This window comes from Pseudomonas panipatensis (assembly GCF_900099785.1).
GTDB lineage: Bacteria > Pseudomonadota > Gammaproteobacteria > Pseudomonadales > Pseudomonadaceae > Pseudomonas > Pseudomonas panipatensis.
The window spans coordinates 696,638-715,450 of sequence record NZ_FNDS01000002.1 but is presented as its reverse complement, the minus strand read 5'-3'; the positions used below and the strand labels follow the sequence as shown (position 1 = coordinate 715,450).

Here is an 18,813-nt window from a genome sequence, read left to right as displayed (position 1 = left end):
GTAGGGCGTATAACCCTCTGGGCTATACGCCCTACGCCTTGGTCACATTCGCCGGATAAAGGCCGGCCAGCCGAGCGATCAGAACGCCCACGTAAAAGACCCCCGAAAACTCCTCGACCATCACCAGTGAGCGGGCATGATTGGTCAGTGGAATGACATCGCCGTAACCGGTGGTCGTGAGCGTCGTGAAACTGAAATAGATCAGCTTGAAGAGCGTGCCCGTCTGCGTGAAATCGAGGCGGCCGGGGCCGAACGAGCCGGCGCTGGAAAACTCGATCAGCGCGTAGATGAAGGACCAGACGAAGGCCAGCATGATGTAACCCGCGAGCGCCCCATGCAGCTTGTCGGCCGTGATGGTGCCGCGTTTGAGAATGTAGCGAAGCACGCCGCTGAACGAGACTGCCAGCGAGGTCACATAGACCAACCCGGCGACATGCAGCAGGGCCATGCTCTGGGTCCACAAGGCCGTCCATTGAAAGCCCACCCCGAGCAACGCCAGGCCCACTTTGAAGAGGAACCCCCAGCGCGTCTGCCGGGTGGCGAAGGCGCCCACCAGCAGAATGATTGAAAACAGGATGCCAAGCAGCGTGCGGGCAAATATTCCCTCTTCGAGAAAGGGCATCAGAAGGATCAGGCCGAGCAGAAGCAGCAAGAGAAAGGTACAGGGCCCCAGGCCTATCACCAACTGAGCCAGATCCTCGTCAGACTCGATCTTATCCTGCTGTTTCGTCATGCCGGATTTCCTGGTGATTGAATGAATGCCCAAGCCCTGAAGCAGCCAGCCTGAAAGCCGACCTGGCGGTGAAAGTTGCGCTCGCAGGAAAGTCTAGTTCAGGGCCGCAAAGCAGCCGGACCCGGCTCGGGATTGAGCCAGGCGGCGTCGAATTCGCCAGGGTTGGCCATGGCGTCGGCGGGAGGAGGGCGCGCGGCGTATCGCCGCGCACATCGCCACCCGGGTGCGACGTCGGATGGCTTGACCCCAATCGTGCTTCTCCCTACCCTCACGACGCCCCTGTGAAAGCGACAGGGGAACGGGTTTGGCGACCCGGCACAATTGCGCGACTGCGCCTGAACTCTGCACCGCATCTTTTGCGGCGCAGAGTTTTTCTATGGCGGGCCGCGCGGGGAGACCTTCGGGTCTGCCGGTTAATTGTGCCGGTTCGCCAACCTTGCGCGGTTCCGCCACCCTTCCGTTCGGCGACGGGAGCGTGGCCTCTGGATCAGTTCTCAGAGGTTCACCATGGAAGAAGTTTTCGAGCCCACCGTATTCCTCCGCTACCACCGCTCCCTGCGCGGCATCCTCATCGACAACCAGCCCTGGCTGGTCGCCCGCGAACTCGGCTACCTCATCCGCGAGCGCGTCGAACCCTTCGTGATCCACCGCCTCGACGACGACCTGCGCCGCCAGGTGCGGCTCATCACCGCCACCGGCGAAGAAACGGTCTGGGTGATCAACGACTTCGGCACCTTCCACGTCCTGCAGCGCTACCGCAATCCCGAACACCGCGAACTGCGCCAATGGCTGACCGGCGAAGTACTCCCCGCCCTGCGCGACCAGGCACTGCTGGCCACCGACAGCCCCCGCCGCCTGCTGGCAAAAGGCGAGGGCAGACCCGTCACCCTGCTGGATTGGCAAGGCCAATTGTGGATAGCACTGACGCAGATGCCGCAACTGATGCGCGAGGAACGTCGCGGTGGGCGCGGCTGGTGGCGAATGCGGGGCGAATGACCGCGTTTGGGTTATTCGCTGTTTGGGTGTTCTTGTGGTGGTGGAGTGGGGGCCCTATGCGGCCAGTTGCATCAGGTAGAAATTGGCCAGAAGCAGACTCTCGCGCCGGACTCGTCCAGTTCCTTCAGATACTCTGTCTCTTGCCTAAGAAGCATCCATTTGAGAGCGAGTCGTGCGCACGATTGACCAAAGACGCCTGAAAGTATGGCAAGCCCTTTCCGAGCTGTTCCTCGATACCGAAATCGATGACAGGACTTTCGCCTACGTGGCGCAGGCCATCATGGACAGCAAATATTCGCCGGAAGAGATTCAAACCATCCTGTGGGGAGAGGTTTTTCCAGTCCTTGAGTCTAACTTGCGAAGCGTTGCGGGCGAGTGGGTAGGATGGACGGACGATTGGCTACTGAAACATCTCAATGTGTGTGAAGGGGCTCCCCCTCCGGCGAGCGCTGGCAGTGTTGCCGCAGAAATCAGCCGCTGCTGGAGTGAAGTAGCGTCCCGGCTTCCATCCCCATTTCATTGATATCCCTGAGCCAAAATCTGTTCGCTACGGGGCGCTTGCTGTCGGTCGCGACAGGCAGAGATCGGCCAGTAGCGGCCATTGAATGTTGGTTAAAGTGGCAGCGCTTCGATTTAATTAACGTCATATAGAGCAGGCTGACTGTTATTTGGTAAGCGAAGACCGGAATAAAATCTTCGCGCTAAAGCAATAAACACCCCGAGAAACGATTTGTGCGAGATCTAAGGCGAATTTCCTACCTGAATTTCATTGAGCCTCAGGCAGGAGTTTTTCATTAGATTTTCAGTTGGCTTCAAGAATTACCGTTCAGATCGATACGCTTTTTTAAGGAACCTTCTTCAATTAAATTGATGGGCAGCGCATGCCCTCCATACAAAAAGTCATCTTGATAGTTGTGGTTGTTTTTCACCAGGGCATCCAGTGCAAGTCTGAAAGTTAACTGGGTAGACATTACCTCTAGATCACCAGCGACCAAGTGGCCGGAAGAGAGCCAGTCATAGATATATCTACACTCATCGAAGGGAAGAACGTCAAGAAACATTCTATTCTTCTTGCCGTCAGCGACATAGGTAAATCGCTTGGCTTCTTTAACATTCAAATGTGCCGGATATGAAAACTGCGCAAATACCGGATAAAATCCTAATTCCTCAGTAGGCACATCGCAAAGTTGTGGCATTTCCAAACGATATTTGAAGTCTCGCACATCGAGCATTCCTGCCCTCCACAAACTTCTGTCATCTTTGCAAGCATAGAAGGCGAGAATAGTTTCTACGCCTCTATTTTCGTCTCCGTTGGTCTCTATCAATTGATTCATCCAGCGGCGGAAAAATGTTCGTGCACTATCTGGATATGGGATTTTCTTATCTTTGTGGATATCAAGAAAGTCAATAGTCCTTAGCAGCGAGAAATTTCCACCTTCATGAATGTAGCTGAACTCATCATTCAAGAAATATTTTCTAGAAGAGACTGCAAGATCCTCCCGTCGCACAAACATGTTATCCCACAGCTTGCTGCTAATGAGTCTCTCGGTTGGGGCAGTTATTGCCCCAATATCCATTATCTGGCGAGTTATATAGGATCCATAGTAAAAATCAAAGTTAGACGCCACCTTGTCAAACAAATATTCAGAATCTAAGTCATTTTCGCCATCTGATTCAGCAGGGTCATCCTCGGCAAGGCTATGCATAGTCGTCTCAGAGACCGACATTCCATGCTCCTCCGCACTGCAGCCAGCATAAAATATTTTACCGGATCTCGCGTCAAGAGTTCGCTTTGGATATAGGTAAGATGCAATAAGGTGTGAGTAATTTTTAAGGTCTAACTCATTGTTTTTGTCGGGCGCGCTGAAATTTGTTATAAGTACCCCCAAAGGATTTAGCGCTGAATTCCTAAATATTGAAGATACAACTTGAAGTGTCTTTTTTTCATTGCTAGGGAAGGTGGCGCAAGCATCAAAATAAATCACATCAAAACGTCGAGGAGTGGCCGCAAAATACTCCTCCATCTTCATTTTTATTAGTTTAATTCCTCTAATATTGCTGTCACGAACATCCTTGATAGCTCTTTCAAATTCTACATCTGAAACCTCAAAGGCCCAGATGTTCTCAGCTCGCACTCCTAAATCAAGCAAGGTCATTATGTCGTTCGTGGGCTCGGGGCCCGCGAGGTAGGCGATTGTTAGATCTCTCGCGTTTAATCGGCCTACTACAGAGGTTCGAAAGTCCTCCCATGCCTTCACATCACGATCCAGGCAATGAGTGGCGACTAATTTATATTCGCCATAATTTAGAGTGCTACAAAGATCTCTTGCTTTACGCACATAAGACTTTGCGGCTATAGCTGCCTTTTGCCTGCGAGTGGTTAGAAGTTTGACAGCATGCGTCAGCGCCAAAGTCCGAGCTATGGTTTTTGTTGGCTGCCTGTAAGAAGTCGAGCTTCTCTTATTCATTCATCATATCCTTTCGATGTTTTAAATAACTTAAGAGTCCCCAGCCCCAAAATCAAAGGCTCGCGCGCTTAAAGCTAGGGTTGAAAAATTAAAATTTTCAGTTCACGAATGAACTGGGTACCGCTATAACCTAAGTCGTCAGGTAAGAGAACGCTTCAGCGGTACAGTTCTATTTACACTCTACATGCTCGCCCCATCGTGAGGATTGCGTTAGCGAGACATATCGGAAACCTCTCTAAGCAGTTGCATTAAACTTGTTTAGAGGTTTGCAGCCTTTTATGCTCACCTATTAACTCAGGGCTCAAGGTGTATTCTAAGCTTTCAGCCATTTCTACTACCATTGGCAGAAGGTCTGTGCGTAGATTTTGGAGTTCATTGCAGAAGTTATGAAAATTTGGGTCGCTACCGTCGCACTTTAGCTCGTTGAGTCTGGGGTGGGCTGTTAGGAATTTCCGAATTTTCTTATTAATTTCACGAAGGGCTTCCGAAGCCGACTCTTCCTGCTTCATTTGTCCGAGTGCGTTATTAATTCGTGAGCGGATTTCAATGAGCGACTCTAACACCTGACCTGGATGCTCGACATCCAAGGCTTCAAAAAAGACTCGCTTCCCTTCGAAGAAACCAAGAATACTAATGCTTTGAGCTACATTACGGCTGCGAGCATATAGCTCAAAGTGCACTAGATCGAAGTCCTTTCCAACTAGCTGCTTGACGAATTTTGAATGTTCCTCCTTCCAGTTGCGAAGTTTTGTTTCTGTGTAAAATCTAGGGTCATCATCAACTTTGTCATGGCAGATTTTGCACAGCCAAATACCGTTGGCCGCTGACTTAAGATCCTCCTCAGTTAGCCCTGCGTTTGGTCGTGGGCCAGTTGGGCTTGCTGCATTGATATGGGCCGCTTCGGCGATTGCTCTAGCCTTTCCATTAGAGGTTGCGTAGGAAGTGAACCTGCAACATGTGGGGTTGGAACAAAAAAGATGTGCTTCAAATGCTATCTGCTTGATGGTGTTGGCCGAGAAATTTAACCGGCTACTCTTCTTATTTGTTTTTCTTGAATTGTGTTGTGGGGAATTTTTTGTTGTAGAGTTTGTTTTGTTTTTCATGTTGGTCGCGTATTAGTCTCGAAGCGGAGTTTTGGTTTTTGTTGCAGTTCGGCTTTCTCGTAGTTTTTTCTGATTCCGGTTTTTGATTTTGAGCTGGGTCTACTTGATCGCGCTGTAGACGCGCATTTGACGCATTGTATGAAAGCAGCGTTTTTCTCTTCGACTTTCTCTCGCTGATACCTTTGGCGTCTTCAACTTGGCCTGCTCCATGTATGCCACGCTCCCCGGTCCGTTGGCCGCCGCGCTGTAATTCCCCGGCGTGCCGCAGGCACTCAACATCATATTTTCTGCCCTGACCACGGGCTTCAGCATGCGGTTCGTGCCGTTCATTGGGACGCGATCTGTCTCCATCAAGATTCACCACGGCCCCAACGGCTCGAACAAAACCTCCGGCGCGAGACAGGACGATGCCGTCCCCGCGCTCAAGGATGGCCGCGTCATCATCACCAACATCCGGGGAACCTTAATCAGCTATGACGACTAAATACAACACGCAGCTATAAAGGGCATGAGCTGAACCTGGCCAAAAAAAGCTATACGGTGATTAGAACAATCACTGCCGCGCGCTCAACGTCATTCATCTCGTTCAGTTTCCCTATCGAGCGCGCCCCTCTTAAGCGATTGGATGAGTCGTACGAATCCTTTGGCCTGGGCGAACCTCTTATACAAAGAAGGGGTTATCTCGGACAGTTTGGCTACTGCCTCCCCCATAGTTTTTCTAAGCTCGATTGAATACTTAAATGCGGCAATCTGCTCGGCTCTTGTATCGAAGAATGCGGCCAAGGCTGAGGCATTCGCCGAGCTACGACTGAGGTAATCCAGGAACAGGACAATCCGTAGTACCTCATGCGGATTGGATGGCTGAACATCTGGAATCAGATGACCGTATTTCGCTAACGGCACAGCGAAGGCCTGAGGCTCGACAGACTCAGCAAAAAGCAGCGCTCTCAGGCGAATCCCTATGACACCTTTTTGCTGGGCGTCGAGGGTCTTCATCAGCGTGTCCATAATCGCGTACTGGGAATGCCCCAAAGTGGTTGTTGCTGAGCCGTTGGCGATACTGGTGAACACTTCAGTTAGGGCATCACTGACGGCGGAGATGCTCAGTATGGACAACTGTTCCCGGACGATCGCCTCGACAATCGAGAGGTGCTGCTTCGCTCCCGCCGAGATGAGCTGAACCCATTTCTCCTGAGTCAACTCCTCGCTAGCCAGTTGCCCGATTAGGCTCTCCCGAGTTTTAGGTAATGCAAAAATGTCAGGGCCCAGCAGGCAATTGATTAGCAGGACGTCTGCTTTCACAATATCCTGACAACTCTTACGGATGGCAATGTCCCATGGTGTCAGCCAAGACAGGAGCTCATGCTCCGAAATCACATATGGCTTAACGGCTTGCGCAAGGTCGCTGAAATGCTTGGTCACCCAATCGCAGTTCAGCCTATCGATGCGCTTCTCCCGGATCAGGTAAGCAACGAATCCGGCGATCGATTCGCCCACTTGCTCGTCGGACAACAACTCGAACAGGCTTACTGTATAAAGCGTCGCATTTGCGAATGCTCGGAACACCGGAGACTCGAGAACACCGTCCAAATCTTCAATCTTAGCCAACGCCTCGGCATCGCCCTGACGAATATAGGTGATAACCGCCACAGCTTTGATGAGCGGACTCGCGTTGTTGGCAAGCAACGTCGTGATGGCAGTACCTACCGTCTGATCTACGTTTTCAGCTAACGCCAGCCCCACCACCGCACTTTCCACTTCTCCGACAGCGCCAGTGAATTTGGCTAGCACCGCTACATCAGTCGCATCGATACCGGCAGAAAGCCCGTTGCCAAATTTACGCTCTGCATACAACCATTCGAGTGCAGGCACGACACATTCAGCAGACAACGGAACCGGGACAAGCAGGTGATCCGGGCATGTAACGAGCTGCAGATGCGCATCAGCCAAGCCCGAGTCGTCCAAAGCAAACTCCGACGCCTTGATGACGCGCAAGTTGCCGATATCAGGCAGCAGATGCATCAAGTACTCAGCCTGCTTCAGAGCGACCCTATGGAAGTAGAAGTCCTGAGCGTACAGGTAAAGGTCAAGCTCCCTCAGGAGCAGGCGGGCGGGTTCAAGCGTCGCTTGATCGAAGCTTGAGTTAAGAATCTTCTCAAGCTTGGCTTCTAACTCATCGCCATGACTCATCAGCAGGCGCCCGTCCAGCCCCTGCCCTCTGCAATAACGAAAAGCCTCGTAAAAACCCTCAGAACCCGTTGCCGACTCGCCGAATAGATCAAGCTGCGCTGTGTTGAGAAGATCCAGCAGCGAGCTGATCCATTCCCCACCTTGCGCTTGGTGCGCAGCCGAAATGGTAGGCAGCAGCGAGGCCAATACCGGTCGCCTCGCGAGCAGCCGCTTAATGGCATCAGAGAAGCCGAACAGCGAGGAGAGCCGAACCAGAGCTTCGTGATCCTTACGCGCGAATGCTTCCCCAAGTGGGGTATCCAACAGTTCGGCAATCGCAATATCGCCGATGGTGAGGTAATGAATCTGGAGGAATTGGATCTGCCACCCTGTCTCCATCGTGTCTCCGATCACGGCGCTCAAGAGCACTTGGGTGTCCTTGATTAGCTCGATCTGGGCTGTCTCAATTTCCTCCTTCTTTATGTACTCCGTCGAGAATCCGTCAGTACGCAGGATCTCGACCAACGACAGCTCTCCGTACTTGCAGAGAAGGAGATGGGCGGCGATGGCCAAGAGACTGATCTGATCCCCGACGACTAGCGCAGTGGTGGCAATGTCGTTGATGAACTTCTTCTGCAGGCGGGGTGTAACCAGGTTGTCAACCATAGGGCTATGGCGCTGCAGCAGCTGGGCACACTGCTCGATGACCTTGGGATCATCGGACGCAAACGTGTGAATCCAGAGCTGACGGAACCCATCTTTCCAACCAGAGGTGATGACAGGAGGCGCCCGAAACACGACCGGGAATTTCTTCGCGATGAAGTCTTTGGCATCGTACCGACGGTCTCCGTCAGCCTTCAGATACTCGGCAACCTTTGTCGAACAAAACGGAACAATGACGGTCAGGTTTGCGGCCTCCGCCGCCACAGCGATAAAAATCTCCAGATCGCTCCACACTGATCTCAGGTTGTCCTTCGGCAAGCGATCCAAGTTGTCCAAGATAATGACGAATCGCTTGTGGTCGACCACCTTCAATTGTTCAAGCAGCGTCCTCTTGAGATCCAGCGGTGTCACCTCCTTGCTCACCTCTATCTTTTCACTGATGCGGTCGTTACTCGATCCTTTGAAAAGGCTGAGGAGGCTCCAATCCTTGTCGCTCCAGTGCCAAAGCTTTGCGGTGAAAAGGATCAGGACAGGACTCAACAGCGAAATACAATGCACTGCAATCAGCCACGGGGAGGTTTCGTGAAGAATGCTTGTGAACGCGGAGGCTTCGGGCGTAGTACCTGTGGTGGCCGCGTGTGAACTACGTGAAATCGCGAAAATTTCTCGAAACGATGTAGTGGCAAAGAACAGGCTCGCAACCAGTGCCAACGCCCATGCACTGACCCGACTGGTGGTTTTCTTCGTGTACTCGAATAGGCGACCCAGAGCCCTATCCCGCGAGGCTTTCAGTGCCTCCTCCGCCTTGCTGGAACGAGGCACCTCCAAGAGCACCTGATCAGTAAATAGCTCGATGAAATTACTCTTCGTCGAGCCCTGATAATTCTGCTCACAATCAAAAAACCATACCCGGCAATCAGGATCAGCATCCGTCAGCTTCGCCTTCAACATGTTCAGGATCGAGCTCTTGCCCGAGCCGAACTCACCATCTAGGCCGACTACCTTGGAAGGCGTCGCGCTCGCCAAGTGGCCATGGATTGCAGTCGCCACCTTGTCGTGGCTACCACCTGGAAAAACGTCCCGGCTTGCAGGGTGCTCAGTATGGAAATTGATCGAATGCATAGAAGCCTCTTTGCCCAGGAGAGGACAAAACACCACATATAGGTGCCTTAATTTATTTCAACACAAGATAGTGGCATCCTCTGATCATGGCAAGGCGCCATACAGAGGCATCAAAACTGCCTAGTCGGATTCTGTGGAAAGCACCCGCAAAGCAATTTGATCGCAGATGCGCAAGTGTCGGCTTTTGGTCCAGGCTGTGTAAAAACGTTTTCGAGAATCGGGACTGCTCAAAAAGCGAGCGAATTGCGCGCTTCCTTGCGAATTCCAGCCGGTTCAGCCTAGAAAACCTCCGCAAATCTTACGTAGCAACGTGAACCTCGAATATGAGCGAGCGTTTTTACACAGCCTCGGCCGATTTCTGCCGGTTTCCACCGGCGGCAATGGGTCGGTTTCTGCCGGTCACGACCGGCAGAGAATGTCCCAAAGCCCCCTCCACAAACAGCCGCTTTCACCCCAAAGCCAGCACCAGCGCCCCCGCCACCCGGTCACACCGCGCCGTTTGCCGAACGGCGCGCCGGGGCTGATGCGCGCAGGGCGTCTTGCTATTCGCGCTTGGCATCCGCGCAGTCCGGCCCGGCCACTCCTCGCCGGCCCCCCTGACTTCCCCCGAACCCCAGCAACCACGCCCGTTTCGCGCTAGTCCCATTGGACGATGTTGCGTCCTTGCCGCGCTGTTTGAATCCCCATCACCAGCCAACCCCTCGCGGTTTGGCGACAACGATGAGGAGTTTCTCCGATGGATATCCGTGGACTGGGCTACGTGACCGTCCTGGCCAGCGACCTGGAGCGCTGGCGTAGCTACGCCAGCGAGGTGCTGGGGCTGATGGTGGATGCGGCGGCGCCGGAGGGGGCGCTGTACCTGAAGATGGACGAGCGTCACTTCCGCCTGCTGGTGCTGCGCGACGCGCGCGACGGCTATGGCGCCAGCGGCTGGGAAGTGGCCGGCCAGGCCGCCTTCGAGCAGGCCATCGCCGAGCTGCAGCAGGCCGATGTCGAGGTGGTCCGTGGCGATGCCGCCGACTGCGCGCTGCGCAAGGTGCAGGCAGTGGCCTTGTTCCAGGACCCGGACGGCAATCGCCACGAGCTGTTCTGGGGCCCCTGCCAGGACTTCCGGCCCTTCGTCTCGCCGGCCGGGGTCAGCGGTTTCGTCACCGGCGCCATGGGCCTGGGCCACGCGGTGCTGCCGGCGCCGAACTTCGCGCGTTGCCTGGACTTCTACCAGCAGGTCATGGGCTTCGGCCTCTCCGACCTGATGAAGGTGCGCTTCAGCGATGACCCGGCGGAGCCGGAAAAGCGCATCCACTTCCTCCACTGCAACAACGCCCGCCACCACTCGCTGGCGCTGTTCGAGTGCCCGATTCCGTCCGGCTGCGTGCACCTGATGCTGGAGGTGGCGGCGCTCGACGACGTCGGCCGCGCCCTCGACCGCATGCATGCCAGCGGAGTGAAGTTGTCCGCCACCCTGGGCCGCCACACCAACGACGAAATGACCTCGTTCTACATGCAGACCCCCGGCGGCTTCGACCTGGAGTACGGCTGCGGCGGCAAGGTCATGGACTGGCAGCGTCACACACCATTCGAGAGCACCGTGGTCAGCCACTGGGGCCACGATTTCAGCGTCGGCCGCGCTTAAGGGAGAACAGCCAATGGATAAACGCATGAATGCCACCGACCTGGTCGGCCAGCTGAGCAGCGGCATGACGATCGGCATCGGCGGCTGGGGCCCGCGGCGCAAGCCCATGGCGCTGATCCGCGAGATCCTGCGCTCCGATCTCGAAGACCTGACCCTGGTCAGCTACGGCGGCGCCGACGTCGGCATGCTCTGCGCCGCCGGCAAGGTGCGCAAGCTGGTCTACGCCTTCGTCTCGCTGGACTTCATTCCCCTCGAACCCTACTTCCGCAAGGCGCGCCAGGAAGGCGCGGTGGAGGTGATGGAAATCGACGAGGGCATGCTCCTGCTCGGCCTCAAGGCCGCCGCCATGCGCGTGCCCTTCATCCCGACCGCGGTGGGCCTGGGCACCGACGTGTTGCGCCTGAACCCGCAGCTCAAGCTGATCGCCTCGCCCTACGACGACGGCCGCGACTGGGTGGCGATGCCGGCGCTGAAGCTGGATGCCGCGCTGGTCCACGTCGATCGCGCCGATGCCCGTGGCGTCTGCCAGATCGCCGGGCCCGACCACTACATGGACGACCTCTTCGTGCGCGCCGCCAGCCAGGCCTATGTGAGCTGCGACGAGCTGGTAGACAGCCAGTGGTTCCACGACCACCCCGAGGCGGCGCGCCAAGTGTTCTGGGAGCGCAACCTGACCCGTGGCGTGGTGCACCTGCCGGGCGGCGCCCACCCGTCGTCCTGCGCGCCGCTGTACGGCTTCGATGTTCCCCACTTCAAGGCCTACAACGCCTCGGCCGCCGAGCCGGACGGCTGGCAGGCCTATGTCGAGCAATACGTGAAATGTGGCGAGGACGAGTACCTCGCCAGGGTCGGCGGGCTCGATGCCATCCGCAAACTGCCGCTGCCCGTGTTCTGAGGACACCCAGATGACTGAGACCAAACAGCCTTACAGCCTCGCCGAACTGATGATCTGCGCCGCTTCCGAGGCATTCCACGAGAACGGCGAAGTGCTCGCCACCGGCATCGGCGTGCTGCAACGCCTGGCCGCCGCCCTGGCCATGCTCAACAGCAACGCCGAACTGATGATGACCGACTCCGAGGCCTACCTGGTCGCCGAGCCGGTGCCGCTCGGCCCGCGTGGCGGCTACCAGCCCAAGTTCGACAGCTGGATGGGCTTCTCGCGCATCTTCGACAACGTCTGGAGTGGCCGCCGCCATGCGCTGGTGGGGCCGGTGCAGGTGGACCGCTTCGGCCAGGCCAACATTTCCTGCATCGGCGACCACGCCAAGCCCAAGTCGCAGATGCTCGGCGTGCGCGGCTTCCCCGGCAACTCGATCAACCACGCCAACTCCTTCCTGGTGCCCAGCCACAACCGCCGGGTGTTCGTCGAAGGCGAGGTCGATGTGGTCGCCTCGGTGGGCTACAACCCGGCGCGCCTGGCGCGTGGCTGGTCGTTCGACGAGATCGACCTGCGCCTGATCGTCACCGATCTCTGCGTCATGGACTTCCTCGGCCCGGACCGGCAGATCCGCATCCGTTCGCTGCATCCGGGCGTCTCGGCCGACGAGGTGCAGGGCGCCACCGGCTTCCCGCTGCACATCCCCGACGCCATCCCGACCACCAAGGCGCCGACCCTGGAACAGTTGATGCTGATCCAGCAACTGGACCCGCACAACCTGCGCGCCAGCCAGATCAAGGACAACCCGCCGGGCGTGCGCGCCCAGGCGCTGCCCCATTGACCTCCCGTGACGCGGAGCCGCGCAGATGAACGAGCAAGACAGCAGCCAGGAACAGGTGGTGCGCTACGAGGTGCAGGGCCCGCTGGCCCTGGTCACCATGCAGCGCCCGGAATACCACAACGCGCAGAACTCGAAGATGACCTATGCGCTGGACGCCGCCTTCCGCCGCGCCTGCGACGACGACGCGGTCAAGGTCATCGTCCTGCGCGGCGCCGGCAAGCACTTCTCCGCCGGGCATGACATCGGCACGCCAGGGCGCGACGTGGAGCAGAGCTTCGAGCGCGCCAGCCTGTGGTACGACCATGTCAACAAACCGGGCGGCGAGTTCCTCTACGCCCGTGAACAGGAGGTCTACCTGGGCATGTGCCGGCGCTGGCGCGAGATGCCCAAGCCGACCATCGCCATGGTCCAGGGTGCCTGCATCGCCGGCGGGCTGATGCTGGCCTGGGTCTGCGACCTGATCATCGCCAGCGACGACGCCTATTTCCGCGATCCGGTGGTGCGCATGGGCATCCCCGGCGTCGAGTATTTCGCCCACGTCCACGAGCTGAACCCGCGCATCGCCAAGGAGTTCCTCTTCCTCGGCGAGCGCATGAGCGCCGAGCGCGCCTGGCAGATGGGCATGGTCAACAAGGTGGTGCCGCGCGACGTGCTGGAGGACGTGACCCTCGACGTCGCCCGGCGCATCGCCGAAATGCCGCGCCTGGGCCTGCAACTGGCCAAGCAGGCGGTGAACAACGCCGAGGACCTGATGGGCAAGCGCGCCACCATGGACATGGTGTTCGGCCTGCACCACTTCGCCCACGCGCACAACGAACTGGTTTCCGGCGACCGCCTGGGCGGCTACGACGCCCGCAGCATGGCCAGCTCGCAGCGCGAGCCGGCGCCGCTGCCGAGCGACGACAGCGGCCAGACAGGGGCGCGCGCATGAGCCTCGATCTGCGCACTCGCCTCACCGAGCGCCTCGGCTGCCGCTACCCGATCGTGCAGACCGCCATGGGCTGGGTCGCCGATCCGCGCCTGGTGGCGGCCACCGGCAATGCCGGCGGCTTCGGTTTCCTCGCCGGGGCGACCATCGAGCCGGCGCACATGGAAGCCGCCATCCTCGAAACCAAGCGCCTCACCGCGCAGCCGTTCGGGGTGAATTTCCACATGTACCAGCCCAACGCCGCCGAGATCGTCGAACTGGTCGTGCGCCATGGCGTCAGGGCGGTCAGCTACAGCCGCTCGCCGGGCAAGCAGATGATCGCTCGGCTGAAGGATGCCGGGGTGATCTGCATGCCCACGGTGGGCGCCCTCAAGCACGCGCAGAAGGCCGTGGAAATGGGCGCCGACATCGTCACCGTGCAGGGCGGCGAGGGCGGCGGGCATACCGGCTCGGTGCCGACCGCGCTGCTGCTGGCGCAGGTCACCGCGGCGCTGCGGGTGCCGGTGGTCGCCGCCGGCGGCTTGCATGACGGCGCCGGCCTGGTCGCGGCGCTGGCCCAGGGCGCCGAAGGCATCGCCATGGGCACGCGCTTCCTGATGACCCGCGACAGCCCGGTGCCGGCCGCCACCCTGCAACGCTACCTGGCGGTGCGCGACCCGGCGGCGGTGATCGCCAGCCGCGCCATCGACGGCCTGCCGCAACGGATGATCCGCAATGAACTGCTCGACGCCCTGGAAGGCGCCGGCGCGCTGCGCCGCCTGCGCCTGGCGCTGGGCAGCGCGCTGGCCTACCGGCGCCTCAGCGGCATCGGCTTCGGCCAGATGTTCCAGGCCCTGCGCCAGCGCGGCGAGCTGAGCCTGGCCCAGGCGCTGATGGCGGCCAACGCGCCCATGGTGATCCAGAAAGCCATGGTCGATGGCCTGCCGGCCCAGGGCGTGCTGCCCGCCGGCCAGGTCGCCGCCTTGCTCGACGCGCTGCCCAGCTGCGCCGAGCTGATCGACAGCATCGTCGCCCAGGCGGAGGCGCGGCTCGTCGAGCTGGCCCGCCGCGTGGCGCCGCAACCCCCTCAAGACAACGCCCAGGAGAGCCGCAATGCAGCCGTTTCGCGTTGATATCCAGGAACAGATCGCCGAGCTGGTGTTCGACCGCCCGCCGGTGAATGCCTTCGACTGCGCCGGCTGGGCGGCCATCGCCGCCGAACTGGAGGCGCTCGGCCGCGACCCGCGGGTGCGGGTCATCGTCGTCCGCGCCGAGGGCCGGGGCTTCTGCGCCGGCGTGGACATCAAGGAACTGGCGGCCGACGGCAACCTGATCGTCGCCGTCAACAAAGGCAACTACGACACCTTCAAGGCCATCCACCGCAATCCGAAGCCGGTGATCGTCGCGGTGCACGGCTTCGTCCTCGGCGGCGGCATCGGCATCTGCGGCGCGGCCGACATCGTCCTGGCCAGCGAGTGCGCGAGCTTCGGCGTGCCCGAGGTGGACCGTGGCGCCATGGGCGGCGGCGCCCACCTGCAGCGCCTGTTCCCGGTGCAGAAGGTGCGCCACATGTACTTCACCGGCGAGCCCATCGACGCCTACGAGGCCTATCGCCTCGGTGCGGTGGAGCGCGTGGTGCCGCGCGATCAGTTGCGCGACGCGGCCCTGGCCGTCGCCCGCAAGATCGCCGCCAAGAGCCCGGCGATGATCGCCCTGGCCAAGGAAGCCCTGACCGGCATCGAAGACGGCAACCTCGAAGACAAGTACCGCTGGGAGCAGGGCTTCACCCTCGAAGCCTATCGCTCGCTGGATTCCCAGGAGGCGCGCGATTCCTTCGTCGACAAGCGCGCCGCGCAATTCACAGGACAATAGCCATGGACCTGAACTACACCGAAGGCCAGCGCGCGTTTCGCGCCGAGGCGCGCGCCTGGCTGGCCGCCAACGTGCCGGCGCAGCCCTTGCCGTCGTTCGACACCGAGGAAGGCTTCCGCCTGCATCGTGACTGGGAGGCGCTCCTCCACGAGGGCCGCTGGGGCATGGTCACCTGGCCCAAGGCGCTCGGCGGGCGCGGCTGCGACCTGATCGAGTGGCTGATCTTCGAGGAAGAGTATTACCGCGCCGGGGCCCCGGCGCGGGTCAACCAGAACGGCATCTTCCTGCTCGGCCCGACCCTCATGGAGTTTGGCAGCGAGGCGCAGAAGGCCCGCTTCCTGCCGCGCATGGCGCGCGGCCAGGACGTCTGGGCGCAGGGCTGGTCGGAGCCGGGCGCCGGTTCCGACATGGCGGCGATCCGTTCGCGCGCCGAGCGCGTCGGCGAGCACTACGTGATCAATGGCCAGAAGACCTGGTCGACCCGCGCGGTGTGGGCCGACTGGCTGTTCGGCATGTTCCGCACCGACCCGGCCTCCAGCCGCCACCACGGCCTGACCTTCATCCTGGTGCCGCTCGACTCGCCGGGCATCACCATCCGCCCGATCGCCCAGCTCGACGGCCTGCCGGGCTTCGCCGAAATCTTCTTCGACGACGTCAAGGTGCCGGTGGAAAACGTCCTCGGCGGCGAGGGCCAGGGCTGGCACGTGGCGATGTCCACCGCCGGCTTCGAGCGCGGGCTGATGCTGCGCTCGCCGGCGCGCTTCCAGGAAACCGCGCGGCGCCTGCTGCAGCTGTACCTGGACAACCGCGAGGCGGCCGACCGCGACCCGGCCATCGGCGAAGCGGTGATGCGCGCCTGGCTGGACGCCGAGGCCTACACTCTGAGCACCTACATGACCGCCTCGCGGCTGCAGCAGGGCGGGCGCATCGGCCCGGAGTCCTCGACCAACAAGATCTTCTGGTCGGAGCTGGACCAACGCATGCACGACACCGCCCTGAGCATCCTCGGCGCGCGCGCCGAACTGCTGCCCGGCGAGCCGCTGGCCGGCGACGTCGGGCGCTGGCTGGACGGCTTCCTGTTCTCCCTGGCCGGGCCGATCTACGCCGGCACCAACGAGATCCAGCGCAACATCATCGCCGAACGCATGCTCGGCATGCCGCGCGCCTGAGGAATCGAGCAGATGGACTTCACCTTCAACGACGAGCAACTGAGTTTCCAGGACAGCGTGCGCGCCTTCCTCACCAACCAGGTCACGCCGGAGCGCCTGCGCGAACTCTGGGCCAGCGACAGCGGGCGCAGCGACGAGCTTTGGGCGCAACTGGCCGACCTCGGCCTGACCGCGCTCAACGTGCCCGAGGAATTCGGTGGCCTGGGGCTGAACGAAACCGACTGGGTGCTGCTGGCCCAGGAGTGCGGCTACGCCGCCCTGGCCGAGCCGCTGCTCGACAGCCTGCTGGTCGGCGCGCCGCTGCTGGCGGCGCTGGACGACGCGCAGCGCGGACTAAAGGCCGAGTGGCTGGAGCGCATCGCCGCCGGCCGCGCGCGCCTGGCCGTGGGCCACCCGGACAACCTGCTGGTGGCCGACGCGCACGTCGCCGACCTGCTGCTCCTCGGCAGCCAGGATGAAGTCCACGCGGTGCCGCGCGCCGCGGTGAGCCTGACCCACAGCGTCTCCCTCGATCCTGGCCGGCGGCTCTACAGCGTGAGCTGGACGCCCAGTGCCGCCACCCTCGTCGCCAGCGGCGAGCAGGCCCGCGCGCTGTGGGCCGGCGCCTTCGAGCGCGGCGCGCTGGCCTGTGCCGCGCAACTGCTCGGCCTGGCCAAGCGCATGGTCGACCTGGCGGTGGACTACAGCTTCGAGCGCAAGCAGTTCGGCAAGCCGATCGGCTCGTTCCAGGCGGTCAAGCACCTGATGGCCAACGTCGCGGTGCTCATCGAATTCGCCAAGGGCCCGCTGTACCGCGCCGCCCAGTCCCTCGCCGAGGGCCACGCGCAGGCCGCGCTGCATGTGTCCCAGGCGCGCCTGGCCTGCGCCGAGGCGGCCATGCTGGCGGCGAAGAACGCCATCCAGGTGCACGGCGCCATGGGTTACACCTGGGAAGTCGACCTGCAGCTGTACATGAAGCGCGCCTGGGCGCTGGACAAGGTCTGGGGCGACCGCGCGCTGCACAAGGCGCGGCTGTGCCGGGCCCTGTTCGAGCAAGGGCTCGCCACCGGCGCCGGGCACACCTTCGCCCGCCCGGCCAACTGAGGAACCGTCCATGGCAGAAGCCTATATCGTCGACGCCCTGCGCAGCCCCACCGGCAAGCGCAAGGGCGGTCTGGCGCAGATCCACGGCGCCGACCTCGGCGCCCATGTGCTGCGCGAACTGGTGCAGCGCAACGGCATTCCCGATGCCGACTACGACGACGTGATCTTCGGTTGCGTCGACACCATCGGCCCGCTGGCCGGTGACATCGCCCGCACCTGCTGGCTGGCCGCCGGCCTCGACCAAGCGGTGCCCGGCACCACGGTGGACCGCCAGTGCGGTTCGTCGCAGCAGGCCGTGCACTTCGCCGCCCAGGCGGTGCTCAGCGGCACCCAGGACGTGGTGGTGGCCGGCGGCGTGCAGACCATGACGCAGATCCCGATCTCCTCGGCCATGACCGCCGCCGAGCCGCTCGGCTTCAGCGATCCGTTCAGCGGTTCCGCGGGCTGGGTGAAGCGCTACGGCGCGACGCCGCCGAGCCAGTTCCGCTCGGCGCAGATGATCGCCGAGCGCTGGGGCTTCAGCCGCGAACAGCTGGAAGCCTATGCCCTGGAGTCGCACCGCCGCGCGTTGCAGGCCATCGAGCAGGGCCATTTCGCCCGCGAGATCGTGCCGCTGGCCGGCGTCGAGCACGACGAAACGCCGCGCCACACCAGCCTGGAGAAAATGGCCGAGCTGGAAGCCTTGTTCGGTTGCGACAGGGTCACCGCCGGCGTCTCCAGCCAGACCTGCGACGCCGCCAGCGCGCTGCTGATCGTCTCCGAGCGCGCGCTCAAGCGCTACGGCCTGACCCCGCGCGCGCGCATCCATCATCTCAGCGTGCGCGCCGACGATCCGCTGTGGATGCTCACCGCGCCGATCCCGGCCACCGAGTACGCGCTCAAGCGTGCCGGCATGCGCCTGGACGACATCGACCGGGTCGAGATCAACGAAGCCTTCGCCTCGGTGGTCATGGCCTGGCTGGCCGAGACCGGCTACCCGCACGAGCGGACCAACGTCAACGGTGGCGCCATCGCCCTCGGCCATCCGCTCGGCGCCACCGGCGCGCGGCTGATGACCACGCTGCTCCACGAGCTGGAGCGCAGTGGCGGCCGCTATGGCCTGCAGACCATGTGCGAAGGCGGCGGCCAGGCCAACGTGACCATCATCGAACGCCTCTAGGGCGCGCCCCGCACGCTC

At 60.7% G+C, this 18,813-nt stretch carries 15 protein-coding genes and 1 pseudogene; 12 read left to right on the top strand and 4 right to left on the bottom strand.

Annotation, left to right across the window (positions count from 1 at the left end; all coding sequences use genetic code 11):
• Positions 1-31: 31 nt before the first annotated feature.
• The gene (locus BLQ74_RS07445; protein ID WP_090261903.1) at positions 32-733 is read right to left on the bottom strand and encodes a potassium channel family protein; all 702 of its coding nucleotides are present in this window, start codon (positions 731-733) and stop codon (positions 32-34) included.
• 507 nt (positions 734-1,240) lie between these two features.
• Between BLQ74_RS07445 and BLQ74_RS07440 the strand changes: the two genes are divergently transcribed.
• Together BLQ74_RS07440 and BLQ74_RS07435 are read left to right on the top strand one after the other, a co-directional pair.
• Positions 1,241-1,729, top strand: a complete 489-nt coding sequence (locus BLQ74_RS07440) for a BRO-N domain-containing protein (protein WP_090261902.1) — start codon at positions 1,241-1,243, stop codon at positions 1,727-1,729.
• A 172-nt stretch (positions 1,730-1,901) separates the two neighbouring features.
• Positions 1,902-2,252 carry a DUF7079 family protein gene (locus BLQ74_RS07435; RefSeq protein WP_090261901.1) on the top strand — a complete coding sequence of 117 codons (351 nt, stop codon included), beginning with the start codon at positions 1,902-1,904 and terminating at the stop codon, positions 2,250-2,252.
• A 289-nt stretch (positions 2,253-2,541) separates the two neighbouring features.
• Here BLQ74_RS07435 and BLQ74_RS26965 read toward each other — a convergent pair whose 3' ends face one another.
• Together BLQ74_RS26965 and BLQ74_RS26960 are read right to left on the bottom strand one after the other, a co-directional pair.
• Positions 2,542-4,197 (bottom strand): class I SAM-dependent methyltransferase, encoded by a 1,656-nt coding sequence (locus BLQ74_RS26965; RefSeq protein WP_139199043.1) that lies wholly within the window; start codon positions 4,195-4,197, stop codon positions 2,542-2,544.
• A gap of 248 nt (positions 4,198-4,445) precedes the next feature.
• Positions 4,446-5,300 (bottom strand): hypothetical protein, encoded by an 855-nt coding sequence (locus tag BLQ74_RS26960; protein ID WP_139199042.1) that lies wholly within the window; start codon positions 5,298-5,300, stop codon positions 4,446-4,448.
• A gap of 310 nt (positions 5,301-5,610) precedes the next feature.
• Here BLQ74_RS26960 and BLQ74_RS07430 point away from each other — a divergent pair.
• Positions 5,611-5,760: pseudogene (locus BLQ74_RS07430) on the top strand (zonular occludens toxin domain-containing protein); the annotation flags it as partial.
• Positions 5,761-5,873: 113 nt separating this feature from the next.
• On the opposite strand, the gene BLQ74_RS07425 reads toward BLQ74_RS07430, so the two are convergent.
• Positions 5,874-9,254, bottom strand: coding sequence for a P-loop NTPase fold protein (locus tag BLQ74_RS07425; protein WP_090261900.1), 3,381 nt, complete (start codon positions 9,252-9,254; stop codon positions 5,874-5,876).
• Positions 9,255-9,990: 736 nt separating this feature from the next.
• On the opposite strand from BLQ74_RS07425, the gene BLQ74_RS07420 reads away from it, so the two are divergent.
• The 9 genes from BLQ74_RS07420 to BLQ74_RS07380 are packed head-to-tail and all read left to right on the top strand — an operon-like array spanning position 9,991 to position 18,795.
• Complete coding sequence (locus tag BLQ74_RS07420; protein ID WP_090261899.1) at positions 9,991-10,887, top strand: VOC family protein; 897 nt, start codon at positions 9,991-9,993, stop codon at positions 10,885-10,887.
• Positions 10,888-10,900: 13 nt separating this feature from the next.
• A complete protein-coding gene (locus BLQ74_RS07415) occupies positions 10,901-11,782 on the top strand; it encodes a CoA transferase subunit A (RefSeq protein ID WP_090261898.1) in 882 nt (293 codons plus the stop codon).
• A 10-nt stretch (positions 11,783-11,792) separates the two neighbouring features.
• Positions 11,793-12,605, top strand: coding sequence for a CoA-transferase subunit beta (locus BLQ74_RS07410; RefSeq protein WP_090261897.1), 813 nt, complete (start codon positions 11,793-11,795; stop codon positions 12,603-12,605).
• Between the two features lie 25 nt (positions 12,606-12,630).
• Positions 12,631-13,536 carry an enoyl-CoA hydratase gene (locus BLQ74_RS07405; protein ID WP_090261896.1) on the top strand — a complete coding sequence of 302 codons (906 nt, stop codon included), beginning with the start codon at positions 12,631-12,633 and terminating at the stop codon, positions 13,534-13,536.
• Positions 13,533-14,645, top strand: coding sequence for an NAD(P)H-dependent flavin oxidoreductase (locus BLQ74_RS07400; protein ID WP_090261895.1), 1,113 nt, complete (start codon positions 13,533-13,535; stop codon positions 14,643-14,645). Before BLQ74_RS07405 ends, BLQ74_RS07400 begins: the two co-directional genes overlap by 4 nt.
• Entirely contained in the window at positions 14,626-15,384 is a 759-nt protein-coding gene (locus BLQ74_RS07395; RefSeq protein WP_090261894.1) for an enoyl-CoA hydratase family protein, read from the top strand. Before BLQ74_RS07400 ends, BLQ74_RS07395 begins: the two co-directional genes overlap by 20 nt.
• Positions 15,385-15,386: 2 nt before the next feature.
• A complete protein-coding gene (locus tag BLQ74_RS07390) occupies positions 15,387-16,553 on the top strand; it encodes an acyl-CoA dehydrogenase family protein (RefSeq protein ID WP_090261893.1) in 1,167 nt (388 codons plus the stop codon).
• A 12-nt stretch (positions 16,554-16,565) separates the two neighbouring features.
• Positions 16,566-17,636 carry an acyl-CoA dehydrogenase family protein gene (locus tag BLQ74_RS07385; protein WP_090261892.1) on the top strand — a complete coding sequence of 357 codons (1,071 nt, stop codon included), beginning with the start codon at positions 16,566-16,568 and terminating at the stop codon, positions 17,634-17,636.
• 10 nt (positions 17,637-17,646) lie between these two features.
• Complete coding sequence (locus BLQ74_RS07380; protein ID WP_090261891.1) at positions 17,647-18,795, top strand: acetyl-CoA C-acetyltransferase; 1,149 nt, start codon at positions 17,647-17,649, stop codon at positions 18,793-18,795.
• Positions 18,796-18,813: the final 18 nt, after the last annotated feature.